The 15,094-nt window shown below is 72.2% G+C and carries 12 protein-coding genes; 3 read left to right on the top strand and 9 right to left on the bottom strand.

Features of this window, described 5'->3' with window-relative positions:
* Positions 1-4 precede the first annotated feature (4 nt).
* The gene (locus ACRRSS_RS19410) at positions 5-286 is read right to left on the bottom strand and encodes a GlsB/YeaQ/YmgE family stress response membrane protein (RefSeq protein WP_435972372.1); all 282 of its coding nucleotides are present in this window, start codon (positions 284-286) and stop codon (positions 5-7) included.
* Positions 287-995: 709 nt separating this feature from the next.
* On the opposite strand from ACRRSS_RS19410, the gene ACRRSS_RS19405 reads away from it, so the two are divergent.
* Both ACRRSS_RS19405 and ACRRSS_RS19400 read left to right on the top strand, forming a co-directional pair.
* Positions 996-2,240, top strand: a complete 1,245-nt coding sequence (locus ACRRSS_RS19405; RefSeq protein WP_435975376.1) for an extracellular solute-binding protein — start codon at positions 996-998, stop codon at positions 2,238-2,240.
* Positions 2,241-2,343: 103 nt separating this feature from the next.
* Entirely contained in the window at positions 2,344-3,078 is a 735-nt protein-coding gene (locus ACRRSS_RS19400; RefSeq protein ID WP_435972371.1) for an SOS response-associated peptidase, read from the top strand.
* Between the two features lie 207 nt (positions 3,079-3,285).
* On the opposite strand, the gene ACRRSS_RS19395 is transcribed toward ACRRSS_RS19400, so the two are convergent.
* The gene (locus ACRRSS_RS19395; protein ID WP_435972370.1) at positions 3,286-3,759 is read right to left on the bottom strand and encodes a MarR family winged helix-turn-helix transcriptional regulator; all 474 of its coding nucleotides are present in this window, start codon (positions 3,757-3,759) and stop codon (positions 3,286-3,288) included.
* 116 nt (positions 3,760-3,875) lie between these two features.
* On the opposite strand from ACRRSS_RS19395, the gene ACRRSS_RS19390 reads away from it, so the two are divergent.
* Complete coding sequence (locus tag ACRRSS_RS19390; protein WP_435972369.1) at positions 3,876-5,384, top strand: MFS transporter; 1,509 nt, start codon at positions 3,876-3,878, stop codon at positions 5,382-5,384.
* Positions 5,385-5,521: 137 nt separating this feature from the next.
* On the opposite strand, the gene ACRRSS_RS19385 is transcribed toward ACRRSS_RS19390, so the two are convergent.
* From ACRRSS_RS19385 to ACRRSS_RS19355, 7 genes are all read right to left on the bottom strand, one after another.
* Positions 5,522-6,076 (bottom strand): hypothetical protein, encoded by a 555-nt coding sequence (locus ACRRSS_RS19385; protein ID WP_435972368.1) that lies wholly within the window; start codon positions 6,074-6,076, stop codon positions 5,522-5,524.
* A gap of 60 nt (positions 6,077-6,136) precedes the next feature.
* Positions 6,137-7,423 (bottom strand): AAA family ATPase, encoded by a 1,287-nt coding sequence (locus ACRRSS_RS19380; protein ID WP_435972367.1) that lies wholly within the window; start codon positions 7,421-7,423, stop codon positions 6,137-6,139.
* A gap of 79 nt (positions 7,424-7,502) precedes the next feature.
* A complete protein-coding gene (locus tag ACRRSS_RS19375) occupies positions 7,503-8,105 on the bottom strand; it encodes a sigma-70 family RNA polymerase sigma factor (RefSeq protein ID WP_435972366.1) in 603 nt (200 codons plus the stop codon).
* A 190-nt stretch (positions 8,106-8,295) separates the two neighbouring features.
* Entirely contained in the window at positions 8,296-9,531 is a 1,236-nt protein-coding gene (locus ACRRSS_RS19370) for a S8 family serine peptidase (protein WP_435972365.1), read from the bottom strand.
* An 8-nt stretch (positions 9,532-9,539) separates the two neighbouring features.
* Positions 9,540-12,959, bottom strand: coding sequence for a right-handed parallel beta-helix repeat-containing protein (locus ACRRSS_RS19365; protein WP_435972364.1), 3,420 nt, complete (start codon positions 12,957-12,959; stop codon positions 9,540-9,542).
* 52 nt (positions 12,960-13,011) lie between these two features.
* Positions 13,012-14,559: a hypothetical protein gene (locus ACRRSS_RS19360; RefSeq protein ID WP_435972363.1), complete on the bottom strand. Its 1,548-nt coding sequence runs from the start codon at positions 14,557-14,559 to the stop codon at positions 13,012-13,014.
* 79 nt (positions 14,560-14,638) lie between these two features.
* Positions 14,639-15,061, bottom strand: coding sequence for a hypothetical protein (locus tag ACRRSS_RS19355; protein ID WP_435972362.1), 423 nt, complete (start codon positions 15,059-15,061; stop codon positions 14,639-14,641).
* Between the last annotated feature and the right edge of the window lie 33 nt (positions 15,062-15,094).

Raw genomic sequence — 15,094 nt, 5'->3', positions numbered from 1 at the left:
GAGGTCACGCGTGGCGGTGCGAGTGCCGCCGGTTGCCGGTGAGGAGGCGGTAGAGGGCGAGCAGGATGATGGAGCCGACGATCGCGGCGATCCAGGTGGAGAGGTCGAAGAACCCGTCGATGGAGTCGACGCCGAAGATCACCTTGCCGAGCCAGCCGCCGAGCAGGCCGCCGCCGATGCCGATGAGCATGGTGATGATGATGCCGCCGGGGTCCTTGCCCGGCATCAGGGCCTTGGCGATGACGCCGGCGAGCAAGCCGATGATGATCCACGCGATAATGCCCATGGTGCGTCTCCGCTCTCTCTGTGTGGCTTGTGTCAGCTAGCGTCTGCACCGATCGCGCGCGAACAAACGTCCTCTCCGAAGATTCGTCCTCGCCTTGTGTGAGTGCGGTGGGTCGACCGCGAACGTCCGCGAGCCGAGGAGGGTCGGCCGCGGGCCGTTCCGCGAGCTGCCGCGCGACGTCATCGGCCACGAGGCCCCCGCCTGTCGGGCGCCCGCCCGCAACTGTCATCGCCCTGTCATCGCCACACGAATTCCACGTCGTCACTGCCACCGCACCGGTGAGCCGGAACCTGGAAAACCGGAATTCGGACGGCAGGTGCCGGATACCGGGGCGGAGTCCGCCGGATAACGGGCGTTCGGAGGACGCCGCTTCCGAGGCGCTCCTCGACGGCACGGGATTTCCGCTGCGGCGACTCGGCTCATTGCTCGTTCCGGAGCCGGGTGTTGAGCCCGATACCTCGCGGGTCGACCTTTCGGCGACACTCCATTGCGTAGGGGTGTCGGACACGGTGGAGCGCTCTACGCGCGTCGGAATCAGCATCGGCATATGAGAAAACACCAGACCATGCCGATGCGGTTGGAGAAAGAGCCACAACATTTGATCAGGGGGCGCCATACATCCCGAGCCAGGGGAGAATGCCGGACGCACTGTCCAAAGAAACATAAGGAACGATCCGTGCGACCAAGACTCTTCGGCGCGACCGCCTCCATGGCCGCACTCGGACTACTGGGCTCCTTCGTCACCGCCTGCGGCTCGTCAGGGAGCGGCGGCGGGACGACACTGCGCCTGGTGGCCGCCGAGTACGGCAACAGTCCGGCGACCAGCTCCAAGGTCTACTGGGACAGGCTGACCACCGCCTTCACCGCCGCCCACCCCGGCACGAAGATCGAGGTGACGCTCTACCCGTGGGCCGACGTCGACCGCGAGGTGACCCGTCTCGTCGAGGAGGGCAATGCCCCCGACGTGGCCCTGATGGGCGCGTACTCCGACTTCGCGGCGCAGGGCCGCCTCTACCCCGCCAGTGAGCTGCTGTCGGTGAGGGCGGAGGCGAACTTCCTGCCCCCGCTCGCGGAGGCCGGTTCGGTCGACAACACCCTGTACGGCTTGCCCTTCGTGGCGAGCAGCCGGCTCCTCTTCTACAACGAGGAGCTATTCGACGAGTCCGGAGCGGAACCACCGAAGACCTGGAGCGACCTGGAAGAGGCGGCCAAGGCGCTGAAGGAGGAGGGCGTGCTCTACCCGTACGCCCTGCCACTCGGCCCCGAGGAGGCCCATGCCGAAGCCCTGATCTGGGAACTGAGCAACGGGGGAGGGTACGCCGGAGCCAGCGGCGGATACGACATCGCGTCCGAGAGGAACGCGCAGACGTTCCGCTGGATAAAGAAGAGCCTCGTCGAGCCCGGCCTGACCGGCCCGGTACCGCCGGCCGACCTCAACCGGCAGGACGCCTTCGCCGCCTTTCTGCGGGGCGAAGTCGGCATGCTCAACGGCTACCCCTCGCTCCTCCACGAGGCGAGGACGAAGGGAATGAAGGTCGGCACCCTGACAATGCCGGTGTCGGACACGCTGACAGACGGCCGGCCCATTTCTTCGGCGGGTGTCGCCGACTGGATGATGGCCTTCAAGCGCGACGGAAATCGTGAACTGGTCGGGAGTTTCCTGGAATTCGTCTACGAGGACAAGAACCTCAGCGCGTTCGCCGACCGATACCATCTGCTGCCCTCGACGGTCTCCGCGAGCCAGGCGTCCAAGGACGCGGCTGACCCCAGCAACGAGCAGTTCATGGAGGCCCTGAGCGGTGCCGAGCTCTACCCGGTCAACGAACCCTCCTGGTTGCAGGTGAGCGACACCATCAAGCGGAACATCGGCAAAGCCGTGGCGCCGTCCGCCGATCCGAAGGCCGTTCTGGAGGGCATCGCCGACGAGGTCCAGGAGGTGGCGAAGCAGCCGTAGGCGAGAAGCGCTCCGCCCCAGTCGCCGGCGCGCCCGGGATCGCCCGGTGACACGGGGCGGCTTTCGCCGTCGGGGCGGGTGGGTGCCGTGGCACAGTTGCCTCATGTGCGGTCGTTACACCTCCACCCGTGGTCCCGAGGATCTGGCCCGGCTCTTCCAGGTCACCGACTGGCGTCCCGAGGAGGCGCTTGAACCCAGCTGGAACGTCGCCCCGACGGACGAGGTGTACGCGGTGCTCGAACGTGCCGCCCGCGACGACGGGGGCGACACACGCCGTGAGTTGCGTGCGCTGCGGTGGGGGCTTGTGCCGTCGTGGGCGAAGGACCCGAAGACCGGTGCCCGGATGATCAACGCGCGGGTCGAGACCGTCCACGAGAAGCCCGCCTACCGGCGTGCCTTCGCCAGACGCCGCTGTCTCCTGCCCGCCGACGGCTTCTACGAGTGGGAGCCGGTGAAGGACGAGGCGACGGGAAAGACCCGCAAGCAGCCGTACTTCATCCGCCCCTCCGACGACCAGGTCATGGCCATGGCCGGGCTCTACGAGTACTGGCGCGACCCCGACGTGGGGAGCGACGACGATCCCGAAGCCTGGCTCACGACCTGCACGATCATCACCACCGAAGCCACCGACGCGGCCGGCCGCGTCCACCCCCGCATGCCGCTCGCCCTCACCCCCGACCACTACGACACGTGGCTCGACCCCCACCACCACGACACCGACGACCTCCGTGCTCTGCTCACGCAACCGGCGGACGGCCGGCTCGACGTCCGGCCCGTCTCCATGGCCGTCAACAACGTCCGTAACAACGGCCCCCACCTCCTCGACGCCCCCGCCTGACGCAGACGCACCTGCCTGACGCAGACGCACCGGAGGCGGGCGCGCCCACCTGGCGCATGCGCGCTGTGGCGTCGGCTGTTCCCGGCCTCCACCTCACCGGAGCCGGCTCGTCCGTCGCCTCAGGCACATCCGTCGGTTCCGGCTCGTCCGTCGCCTCCGGCCCCTCGGCGTACGACCGCGCGCGGCCCGATACGCGGACGGTCGTCCCTACTCCGTGAGGTGGGTGTCCATCGTGGAGTTGAGGTCGGACATGAACGCTTCGAACTCCTCCAGGAGCCGGGGCGGGTAGTGCGACATCGCGGTGTCGAGGCGGCGGGCGAGCGGGCCGAAGAACTCGTCCGCCCGCTCCTGGATGTGCCCGCCGCTGCGCAGGGTGACGACACGCCGGTCGGAGTGCTCGCGGGCGCGGCTGATGTGTCCTGCCGCTTCGAGTCGGTTCAGGAGCGCGGTGGTGGCGCCCGTGGACAGGGAGATCCGCTCGCTGAGCCGTGCCGGTGACAGGGGGGCGCCGCGCTCCTCGGCGGCGGCGATCTCCAGTACCGCGGTCGCGTCGGTGGAGTGCAGGCCCAGCCAGGCGGCGAAGCGCCGGCTGAGCTCGGCATAGTGGCCGCCGTAGATCCTCAGCGATTCCATCAGCCGCTCACGCTGCTCCGCGACGCCGTCGCGCATCGCTTCCTCCATGCAGGTTCCTCCGCGTTCTGTCGTGCCGTGCGGTCCACGCAGGCAGCCCGCTTTGACAACCTACCGCCATCACTTTACCTTCACCATGGAATTACTTCACCATGGAGGTATCTGTCGTGCGTGACCCGTCCCCCACCCCTGACGAGACCACCCTGCCCGAGCCCTACCGGTGGCGATGGCTGATCCTGGCGGTGATGATCGTCGCGGAGATCATGGATCTCCTCGACGCGTCGATCGTCAACGTCGCCGGGCCGGACCTGGAGAGATCCCTCGGTGCGGGCTCCGTCGGACTGCAGTGGGTGATCGGCGGCTACGCCCTTACCCTGGGCGCCGGTCTCGTCCTGGGCGGCCGACTCGGTGACCGCTACGGGCGGCGCCGGATGTTCCTGATCGGCCTGGCGGCCTTCACCGCGAGCTCGCTGTTGTGCGCGATCGCGCCGAACATCGAGTCGCTCATCGCCTTCCGTCTGCTGCAGGGCACCGCCGGCGCGATGCTGCTCCCGCAGGGCCTGGGCCTGCTGCGGGAGAACTTCTCCGGTCCCGAGCTCACCAGGGTCTTCGCGATCTTCGGTCCCGTCCTCGGTCTGGGCGGCATCATCGGCCCGGTTCTGGGCGGCTTCCTCATCGAGGCCGACTTCTTCGACCTGGGCTGGCGGTCGGTGTTCCTGATCAACCTGCCCATCGGTGTCGCGGCGCTGATCGTCGCCGCGAAGTTCGTGCCCAGGAAGGCGGGCGACCGCACGCTCCGGGTGGACACGCTCGGCGCGGCCCTGGTCGTGGTCTCCTGCGTCCTGCTCGTGCTGCCGCTGAACCAGGGGCAGGAGGACGGCTGGCCGCTGTGGACGTGGCTGAGCATGTCCGCCTCGGTGATCGGCTTCGCCCTGTTCGCCCTCCAGCAGCGCCGGACGGCCGCCGCGGGCCGTGAGCCGCTGGTGACCCCGGGCCTGCTGCGCAAGCCGGCCTTCACCGTCGGACTCGGTGGCATCGCCCTGTTCTTCGGCGGGCTGATCGGCACGCAACTCGTGCTGACCCTGTTCCTGCAGATCGGCCGGCACTTCACCGCAGGGGAGGCGGGACTCGGCAATCTGCCGCTCGCGGTGGGAACCGCGATCGGCGGCGCGGTCAGCGGCGCGTTCCTCGCGGACAAGATCGGCCGCAGGGTCCTGCAGATCGGACCGCTGGTCCAGCTGGCCGGTGCGGCCGTGCTGTGGTTCGAACTGGACGGCCTCGACGCCGCCTCGTTCTCCATCTGGGACATCGTTCCCGGCACGGTCGTGGCGGGCGTCGGTGCCGGCATGGTGATCGCCGCCCTGTTCAGTTTCATCCTGGCCGCGGTCGACGACGACGAGATCGGTTCCGCCTCCGGCGTCCTGACGGCGGTCCAGGCGGTCGGCGGCTCCATCGGCGTCGCGGTCTTCGGCTCGGTGTTCTTCGCCCAGGCGAAGACCGGCGACTTCACCGCCGGATTCCACCGCGCGCTGATCGTCCAGGCCTGCCTGCTGGTGGCGTTCCTCGCGATCACCTTCCTCCTGCCCAAGAGGGGCCGCCCCGAGGAGGAGCAGCACGGCGTCACCGTCGAGGCCCCTGCCGCCGACTCCGACACCAGGCAGCACCTCGGCGTGTGAGCCCCGGCGCCGGTCCCAGCCCTTCGCCACCGCCCCGCCGACCGCGGAGCGGGCCACCTCAGGTGCGCGTCACCGGCGTAGCCCCACCCCACTGATGGTTCTGGGGCAGGCTCGCGTCCATGAGTCGTCTCCCCGGGTCACCAGGGGCTGCTGCTGCTCGTCGACGTGTGGCCGTGCGAGGTCGTGCGGGCGGGAGAGGCGACGGGCCGGGTACCGAAGGCGGTGTCGTCCGACGACGACCGCGTGGAGCCTTGGGCGGGCCCCGCGGTCGTGAGGCGGGCCGGGGTGGTCGACGTCGACTGCGTCGCCGCCTTGACCGGAGTGTCGTGGACCAGTTCGTGGGTGCGTTCGGCCGCCTCGCCGATCCACTCCAGACGAAGCACGAGATTGCGCTCGTGCTGGTTCCCCTGGGGCCAGTCCACGTCCTTGCTGGTCACCGTCTGCGTACGGACGCCGTCCACGGTCTCCCAACGGCTCCTGACCGCACGGATGTTGGGGCGCCACCTCCCCTCGTGCCGGTGCTCCACCACCAGGTGCCAGCTCGGGGCGTCGATGTGCTGGACCGTTCCCACCTCGCCCGGGATCTCGATCCGTGCTCCCCGGACGCCGGACACCACGACCACCGCGCGCTGCGGCCAGTCGGCGTCGACGCCGGTGACGGTGATCCGGCAGGGGCCCTCGTACCAGGCCATGGGTTGTCCTCCAGTGTTCCGGGGTTGGGGAAGGCGCGTGCGGTCGTGGGCGGCGGTGCCTCAGGCGCGGCCGAACTCCCGCGCCACCAGCGACGCGAGCTCGTAGAACGCGGCTCGGGTCCGGCCGCGCATCCACTCGGGTTCGACCTCGCCGCCGCGAGCCAGGTAGGGGTCGTACGGAACGGTCACCACGGCCCGGCACCGCTGCTGGAAATGGGCGACGACCTCGTCGACCCGGATGAGCCGCCCCGCCGACGAACGCACGCCGGACACGACGGTCACCGCGTCGCGTGCCTTCTCCTCGTAGCCGTGGGCGGTCAGCCAGTCGAAGGTGAGGACGGCGCTGCTCGCGCCGTCCACGCTCGGCGTGGCCGCGACGACCAGCTGGTCCGACAGGTCCAGGACGCCACGCATGGTGTCGTGCAGCATGCCGGTCCCGGAGTCCGTGAGGACGATCGGGTACTGACCGCAGAGCAGGTCGACGACCTTCCGGTAGTCCTGGTCGTCGAACCTCCGTGAGACCGTCGGGTCCGCGTCGTTCGCGACGACCTCCAGGCCGCTGGGCGCCTGCGTGGTGAAGGCCCGGATGTCCATGTAGGTGCGCAGGCTCGGGATCGCGGCCACCAGGTCGCGCACGGTGGCGCCGGACTCGCGCCGGACGCGGCGGCCCAGGGTGCCCGAGTCCGGGTTCGCGTCCACGGCGACGACGCGGTCGGCCCGTTCGCGTGCCAGCACCGCGCCGAGGGCCAGGGTCGTGGTGGTCTTCCCGACCCCGCCCTGCTGGCTGATCACCGCGATCCGGTGGCTGCGCCGCAGGGGGGTCAGGAGGTCTTCGGAGACCCGGCCCGGTGCGCGGCGCAGGCCGACCCGGAAACGACTGCGGGTGGGGCGGCGGATCAGACGCTCATCCGACAGGTCCTGGTCAGTGGTCCGGTCGAGACGCCGTGGCGGCGCGCTGCCGACCTCGGGGGTAGCTTCGACCGGGGCTGGGGCTGGGGCCGGGGCCGGGGCCGGGGCCAGGACAGCGGACTCCGCTCGGGGCGCCGGGGCTTCCCTCGGCTCCGGGGCCTCCGCCACCGGGGCGGATTCCACGTCGGGCACGCTGCGCGGACGCGCGGGTACGGCTCCGCCGTCCGGGGGGCCCGGGAGTACGGCGATGTCGCCCCCCTCGCCCCCCTCGTTCCCCCCGGGGGCGGCGCCGACGCGCGGCACGGCGTCGTCTCCCGTGGACGGCACCGCCGACGGCCCCTCACCCCGGCCCGTACGCCACTCCTCCGGGCTGTAGTCGGGTGCGTCCGTCCAGTGCGCGGGTTCGTCCCTGTCGATTCTGGCTACGACGGTGACCACCTGGCGGTCCCTTCTCGTCGGTCGTCCGGAGTGGTGGCCCGCGTGGCGGGGCCGGTGCGGGGGAGGGCGGGAGCGGCGGTCACGCCGGGGCCAGGCCGCGACGTTCCAGGACGGGGCGCAGTGCCCGTACGGCATAGAAGTTGCGGGACTTCACGGTGCCCGGCGGAATGCCGAGCACCGCCGCCGCGTCGGTGGTCGAGCGGTCGTTGAGGTGCAGCTCCACCAGGACCTCCCGGTGGTGCGGTCCCAGTTCGGCGAGGGCCTCGCGGACGGCGTGCGCCACCACGACCTCCTCGTAGGGGTCGTCCGAGGTCGCCCGGTCCTCCGGGGTCTCGTCGCCCAGCTCCTTCGCCCGGGCCGACAGCGACCTGAAGTGGTCGATGGCGATACGGCGGGCGACCGTGAAGAGCCAGGGGCGGCCGTGCTCCGGGCCGCGAGCCAGCGCCTGGGGGTTCTGCCAGGCCCGCAGGAACGTCTCCTGAAGCATGTCCTCGGCCTTGCCACGGTCCCCGCTGGTCAGGCGGAGCAACGCGCGGAACAGGGCCGAGGCGTGCAGCCGGTGGAGCTCCGCCAGTGTGTCGCGGTCCATCGTGGGGCGGGGCCGCGCTTCCGCGCGGTGGTCCGGATCCGCCCCCACACGGCCCGTGTCGTCCGGCACACCGCCGGCGCTGTGCCCCTGCATTACCATCCTGGCTGTTCCCCTCGCGCTGTGCCGTCGACGGCTCTCGGGCGGACGACGGCGGCACCGACGACCCTCTGCGTCAGGCCCGTTCGGGGAGACACTCGCAACCTTGACTAATGTTCTGCTAATGCTTCGTCGGCGATCGCGCCCCGCTCGGTAACGCATCGCTTGCGTCCTTGCCGAGCGGCCCTCATCCGGGGTTCCGTTCCGGCGCGGGGGCCCGATAGCCGCCCGGCCGCCAACGCCGTCGCCGTCCTCGTGGCACCACGGCGGCGGCACCCGCCACCGCCGCCAGTACCGCCAGGGAACCGGCCGACACCCACCAGGCGGAACCCGCGGCGGACGGGCCGGGACCGGGGGGCATGGTCACGCCGGGCACCGGCACCCGGGCGCTCCCGGAGGCGTCATCGCGCCGCTCCTCGGGGAGCACGGCCGTGACGGCCGCCACCGGGTCGACCGGACCGTAGCCCCGCACCGGGTCCGGGACGCTGCCGCCCGGCCCCGACGTGGTGGCGCGCAGCCGGTGGACGAGCGCCCCGGCGCTCAGCTCCGGGTGGTAGCCGAGGACCAGAGCCGCGGTTCCGGCCACCAGGGCGGCCGCGTAACTCGGCCCGGACGCGGTGAACTTTCCCCGCCCGCGCGGACCGGGGCCCGTCACCGCCTCGCCCGGAGCCGTCAGGTCCACCCTGGTCCGGGAGTCCTGTCGCGGCGGCGCCCCGCCGGGCCCTGTCCCCAGCACGGACAGGACCTGCGGGTGGGCCGCCGGGTACCCTGCCGCGCCGTTGGCGCCGTCGGGGGAGGCCGGGGCGATCACGACCGTGCCCCTGGAGACCGCGTACCGCACGGCGCCCGACAGCGCCGGGCTGTCCGTGCCCGCCACCGCCACCGTCACGACCACGCGGGCGCCGCCGTCGACCGCGACCCGGATGCCCTTGGCGAGGAGGTCGGGGGTGGTGTTCCCCCGGCGGTCGGTGACCGGGACGTCGAGGATCCGGGCACGGGGCGCGACCCCCGCGAACCCCACCCCCGGGGTACGGGCCGCCGCGATCAGTCCGGCCGTGAACGTGCCGTGCCCGGCGCAGTCCTTCGTCGGGCCACTGTCGAACTGGCGCGGTGCCCGCTTCAGCCGGTCGCCCAGCAGCCCGGCCGCGTCGTCCACGCCGGATCCGACCACGGCCACCGTCACCCCGGCCCCTTCGGACAGCGGCCAGACCATGTCAGGGCGCAGCCGGGCCTGGGCCCACGGCACCTGCGTGACCGTACGGGCGGACGCCTTGAGACACGTGTCGTCGGAGAGCCGCTGCGTGAGCGCGGGCAGCGAGACGGGGTCCGCGCCCGGAGCCGCCCCGGCCGCCGCCGCGTCCCCCGGACGCAGGGTCAGGGCCCCGCACAGCAGCAGCGCGAGAACCGTCGCGGCCCCTCGCACGCCCCGGCTCACGCGACACCGCCCGGCACCCGGTCCCAGGGCACGTCCTGCGGCAGCAGCAGACTCAGTTCGGCCACGTCGTCGATGTCGAGCCTGCTGAGGCGCCCGGCCTGCCGGGTGATCATCGACTCCAGCGTCTGCCGGGCGAAGCGGCCGTTGCCGAAGGAGCGGTCACGGGGCACCGCCGCGAACAGCTCGCCCAGCGCCGAAAGGGTCTCCGGCGGGCACACGTAACCGGCCTTGTCGGACAGCGCCTCGACGATCCGTACGAGCTCCTCGTCCGTGTAGTGCTCGAAGGAGACGGACCGGGAGAACCGGGAGGCCAGGCCCGGGTTGGAGTCCAGGAAGCCCCGCATCTCGTCCGAGTACCCGGCCACGATGACCACGACCTCGTCGCGGTGGTCCTCCATCAGCTTCATCAGGGTGTCGACCGCCTCCTGGCCGAAGTCGTTGCCCGTGCCGCCGCGCGGTGTCAGCGTGTACGCCTCGTCGATGAACAGGACACCGCCGCGCGCCCGGTCGAAGGCCTCCTTCGTCAGCTGCGCGGTGTGCCCCACGAAGCGGCCCACCAGGTCCGCCCGTGCCGTCTCGATCAACTGGCCGCCCGGCAGCACACCGAGTTCGGCGAGCAACTGGCCGTACAGACGGGCCACCGTCGTCTTACCGGTGCCGGGCGGGCCCGAGAACACCAGGTGGTGGCTGATCGTGGCCGTCGGAAGTCCCGCCTCCTTACGGCGGTTGACCTGCTTGATCAGGTTGACCAGGTCCTCGACCTGCTCCTTGGCGGCCGGCAGGCCGATCATCGCGCGCAACTCGTCGAGCAGCTCCGTCCGGCGCTCCCCGGGCTCACCGGCCGTGCCCGCCGCGACGGCCGTCACCCCCACGTCCTCGGGCGTGAGCAGCGCCAGGTCGGTGTTGCGGATCTCGGGCAGCGCGGCCAGCCGTGAGGCCTGCCGGTCCACCATCTCCTCGAAGACCTTGCGCGCGGCCCGACCGTTGCCGAAGTCGGCGCCCTTGGCCACACTCTCGAAGTGCTGCGTCAGCGCCTCGCGGGTGCCGTCGGCGAGCTGGTAGCCGTGCGACGCGGCGGACATGGCCACGATCGTGGTCAGCTCGCCGTCCGAGTAGTTCTCGAAGTCCACCGTGCGGCTGAACCGGGACGCGAGCCCGGGGTTGGAGTCGAGGAAGCCCCGCATCTCCTCCGAGTACCCGGCGACGATGACCACGACCTCGTCGCGGTGGTCCTCCATCAACTTGACCAGCGTGTCGATGGCCTCCCGGCCGAAGTCCGGTCCGCTTCCGCCGGTGCCCTGCGACAGGGTGTACGCCTCGTCGATGAACAGCACTCCGCCGAGCGCCTGCTGGAAGACCTCCGTCGTCTTGATCGCCGTACCGCCGATGATCGACGCCACCAGGTCCGCGCGGGCCACCTCGACGAGGTGCCCCGACGGCAGGACGTCCAGCTCGGCGAGGATCGAACCGTAGAGCCGGGCCACGGTCGTCTTGCCGGTTCCCGGAGGGCCCGCGAAGATCAGATGGCGACTCATGGGCAGCGCGGGCATGCCTGCCAACTCGCGCCGTCTGGCGAGCTTGTTGAGATTGACCAGGGTGGTGACCTGCTCCTTCACCCCGTTCAGGCCGACCAGCGCGGTCAGCGCCTCCAACGGGCCGTCCGGCTTGCGCGGCGCGGCGGGAGCCGGCGCGTGCGCGGCCCCACCGGTGGGACCGTCCGCCACGTCCCCGCCGCCCGCCTCCCCGTGCGTCCCGCCCGCCGGGCCCCCCGGCCCGGCGGACGAGACGCCGATCTCGCCGTACGCGTCCGGCAGTTCGTTCTCCGCGCTCGTCAGGTTCTCCACCGCGAGCCGGCCCGACGGCCTGAGCTGACGCAGCCCCGACCCCCGGTTGCCGGAGACCGTGCAGTCGTGCACCCGCACCGCCTCCGTCGAGTCGACACGGATGCCGTCGGCCGTGTTGTCCACGGCCTCGCACCGGCTGAGCGTGGCCCGGCCGCCCTCCGCGACCCGGAAGCCGTACCGCCGGCAGGACCGCGCGCGGACCCGGGTCGCGGTCAGCTCCCCACCGTCCTCGACCAGCACTCCCTCCTGCGGCGAGTCGGCGACGTCGCAGTCCCGCAACGTGGCCACGCCGCCCCCGCCGACCGACACCGCCACCCCACCGGTCTCCCGGACCACGGTGTTGCCGACGTACGCGTTGCCGCCGTCGGCGATCCGCACCCCGGCCTGCCCGGTGGCCGAGATCTCCGAGCCCTCCAGCCGGCCCCGGCCGTCGCGGGTCACCTCCAGGCCCGCCCCGGCGACGTCCGACACGGTCACGCGCCGCAGCATCGGGTTCGCGCCCTCCAGCACCCGGACCCCCGCGCCCGCGCCGTCGCGCACCTCCAGCCGGTCGAAGTCCGGCGCGCTGTCCCCGGTCAGTTGGACGCCGGGGCCCTTCGCGTCCCGCACCGAACAGCGCTTGAACGACGGCCCCGACGTCTCCTCCACCCAGATGCCGCTGCCCTCGGGCGAGGTGACCTCGCACTCCTCGAACGAGCCGCGCGAACGGCCCGTGACGTGGATCCCATTGCCCTTGGTACGGGACACCCGGCAGCGGAGCAGCACCGGATCGGTGCCCTCGGCCAGCGCGATGCCGTGCACCTTCGTCCCGGACACCGAGCAGTCCTCCAGGACCACCCGCTCCTTGGAACTGATGAACACGCCCAGCAGACAGTCCCGCACCGAGGTCCGCAGCACCCGGGTGGCGCTGTTCTGCTCCAGGGCGATCCCGGGCTTGTCGGTGGCCGAGATCTCGCAGTCCTCGATCACGCCCCGGCTCTCGCCGTTGGCGCACACCCCGTTGCCCCGGGCGTCGCGCAGCACACAGTTGCGGAACGTCGGATTGGCCCGCTCGCCGATGACCACCGCCGACGTACCCAGGTGCTCCACGACACAGCCGTCGATGACACTGGTACCGGTGGACGTCTCCACGATCCCCGCGCCACCCGGGTTGGTCACCCGGCAGCCGCGCATCGCCAGCGACCCCTGCTGGCGGGTGAGCACGGCCGTCCAGGCGTTGCCCACCACCTCGCAGTCCTGGAGCGCCGCCTGACCGCGCGGCACGTCCACGGCGGGCAGTTCGTCGTCCTGCCCCTGCAGCACCAGCCCCGTCAGCTGCACCGCCTCGGCCACCACCTGCACCACCGAACCCCGGGGCGGCACGATCCGCACGCTCCCGCGCGGGTCCTCCGCGGTGATCGTCACCATCTTGGTGATGACCAGGTTCTCCTCGTACCGGCCGGGACGCACCGAGATCACCGCACCGCTGCGCGCCGCCTCCAGGGCAGCCCCGATGGTGCGGTAGAGACCGCCGGAGCCCGACGGGCGGTCGCTCTGCGCCTCGGCGCTCACGGTCAGCACATGGCGCGACATGCGTGGTTGTTCCCTTCGTCGTGGGCCGGTGGCCGTCGGTGGCCGAACCGCTTCAGGAGGAGGTGCACTGGACTCGGGCGGCGTCACCGGCGTGGTGGGCGTACGTCCTCTTCGACCCCGACCAGTCGACACCCCGGTCGTGGAGCTTCACCGTCAGCACGCCACGGGTGACGCTGACGCCGCCCGCGCTGATCCACAGGCCCCGCGAGGAGGCCTGGTTGACGGTGAAGGACCGCAGGATCGGGTCGTTGCCCGTCGCCCCGGCGTGCACGGTGTAGTACGACGGCTTGCCGCCGACGGCCTTGATGTCACTGTTGTTCGGGATGTGCACCGAGACCTGGCAGGTGCCGGAGGTGACCGCGCCGGTACGGAACGTCCAGCGCAGCGAGTGCCCCGCGTCCTTGCTCGCGCTTCCGGACATCGGCAGCGAGAAGAAGCCGCCGGTGCATCCGGAACCCACATAGCCGCCGGAGCCGTACCGCTGCCAGCCCTCCTTGCCGTCCGTGTACCAGCCGTTGTAGCTGAAGCTCGCACCCGTGCCCGCGCACGCGGGGCCCGCCACCGCCGAGTACTGCGCCTTCGCCGGGGGAGCCGGGGTCTTCTGCGGCGTGCTCACGGTCTCCCGCGACTTGGTGGGGGTCGGGCTGGGCCGGGTGCCGGTCGTCGGGCCGGAGGTCGGCCGGGACCCGCCGGGGGCGGAGGTCCGACCGGTGCCGGAGGTCTGCCCGGCCGAGGGCCGGGAGTCACCCGAGCCCTCGCCGGTGCCGGGGCTCTGCGTGGCGGCCGGCCCGAGGCCGCCGCCGACGCTGCCCACACCGGCCCCCGCGCCGAGGCCGGCGGCGGACTTGGCCAGGGGGTTGTTGGCGGGCCCCGGGCCGCCGCCCCGCCCCCCGGTCGCGGCCCCCGGGGCGGCGGCACCCGGCAGCGAGGAACCCTTCTCCGGCGTGTCGACCCCCGGCACGAAGCCGTCGGAGCCTCCGTCGGCCTGGTTGTACCCGGTCGGCCGCGGGGGCACGGGACCGGGCCCGGAGCCACCGCCGAGCTGCGAGAACAGCAGGGGCACGCCCATCAGCACCACGCCCGAGGTGGCCGCCGCCGCGATCATCGGCCTCGAGAGCCGCTTGGCGGGGCGGGAGACGGCACGAGGGGTCGCGGCGGGGGCGGCGGCCGCCGCGAGGCTCTCCGAGTCGGGCGCGGCCGCCTGCTGCTCGCCTTCCCGGTCGCTGTCCGGTGCGGTCTCCCCGGCGGTCTCGGCCTCGCCGTCGGGAGCGGTGGCCACGGAGGAGTCGGGTCCGCCCGGTGCGGCGGTGCCGACGGGTGTGCGCGCGGCATCCGGCTCGGCACCCGAGGTGGTCCCTGCGGCCGCATCCGGCGTGGTCCCGGCGACGACCGCCGGCTCGGTGACGGCCGGCTCGGGGCCCGTCTCGGGAGCCGGCTCGGATCCACTGGCGGTCGCCGAGACCACGCCGGTCCGCGGCTCCGTCGCCGCGCTGACCTCGGCCGGCTCCTCGCCCGCCGACTGCCAGGCGACCGCCGGCAGGCTGATGGCCGACGCGGCCTCCGCGGCGGCGTTCCCGGCCCGCACCTCGTTGTTGTCCACCCTGATTCCCCTCGGTCGTCGCGGACCCCCCGCGTCACGTACGAACGGACCGGTGGCATCCCGTGGTTCACCGGGCCGGTCAACTCAGCGGGTGGAGCTCCGTCCCCTCCGGCGCCGGAGTCAGCACGAAGGCGGCGGCGCGCTCGACGACGTCCTGGTCGAGGGGGCCCGGAGCCGTGTAGCCGGGCCTGTCCAGGTGAGCGAGCAGACCGGGTTCGGGAGCGAGCGCGTACTGCTCCAGGTAGTACGTGACGGTGTCCGTCCACACCCACTCCCCGTCCGTACGGAAGTTGAGCGGCACCTCCGCCACCCGGGAGGGATCGAGCACGTCGTCCATCAGGACCGGAGTCACCAGCACGGGCGTCCCCGCGTTCAGCCGCTCCACCAGCAGGGCGCGCAGCTCCGGGTCCTCGACCACCGGGTGGTCCAGGTCGAACCCAGGGCCCGCCTCCGATCCCGCGTGGTCGAAGACGGCGGCGAGCTGGAACTCCGGGTCGGTCATGGCGAGGTCCTGTCCTTGGATCGGGGCGGCCCG

Source organism: Streptomyces sp. Qhu_M48 (assembly GCF_051305195.1).
Lineage (GTDB): Bacteria > Actinomycetota > Actinomycetes > Streptomycetales > Streptomycetaceae > Streptomyces.
Note: the sequence above shows the minus strand (reverse complement) of the source record. Positions and strands in the feature narration are given on the sequence as shown.

Bases quoted from the DNA above. Each gene is read 5' to 3' on its own strand.
- ACRRSS_RS19410 (WP_435972372.1), bottom strand. From the start codon at position 286: ATGGGCATTATCGCGTGGATCATCATCGGCTTGCTCGCCGGCGTCATC.
- ACRRSS_RS19405 (WP_435975376.1), top strand. From the start codon at position 996: ATGGCCGCACTCGGACTACTGGGCTCCTTCGTCACCGCCTGCGGCTCG.
- ACRRSS_RS19400 (WP_435972371.1), top strand. From the start codon at position 2,344: ATGTGCGGTCGTTACACCTCCACCCGTGGTCCCGAGGATCTGGCCCGG.
- ACRRSS_RS19395 (WP_435972370.1), bottom strand. From the start codon at position 3,759: ATGGAGGAAGCGATGCGCGACGGCGTCGCGGAGCAGCGTGAGCGGCTG.
- ACRRSS_RS19385 (WP_435972368.1), bottom strand. From the start codon at position 6,076: ATGGCCTGGTACGAGGGCCCCTGCCGGATCACCGTCACCGGCGTCGAC.
- ACRRSS_RS19375 (WP_435972366.1), bottom strand. From the start codon at position 8,105: ATGCAGGGGCACAGCGCCGGCGGTGTGCCGGACGACACGGGCCGTGTG.
- ACRRSS_RS19365 (WP_435972364.1), bottom strand. From the start codon at position 12,959: ATGTCGCGCCATGTGCTGACCGTGAGCGCCGAGGCGCAGAGCGACCGC.
- ACRRSS_RS19355 (WP_435972362.1), bottom strand. From the start codon at position 15,061: ATGACCGACCCGGAGTTCCAGCTCGCCGCCGTCTTCGACCACGCGGGA.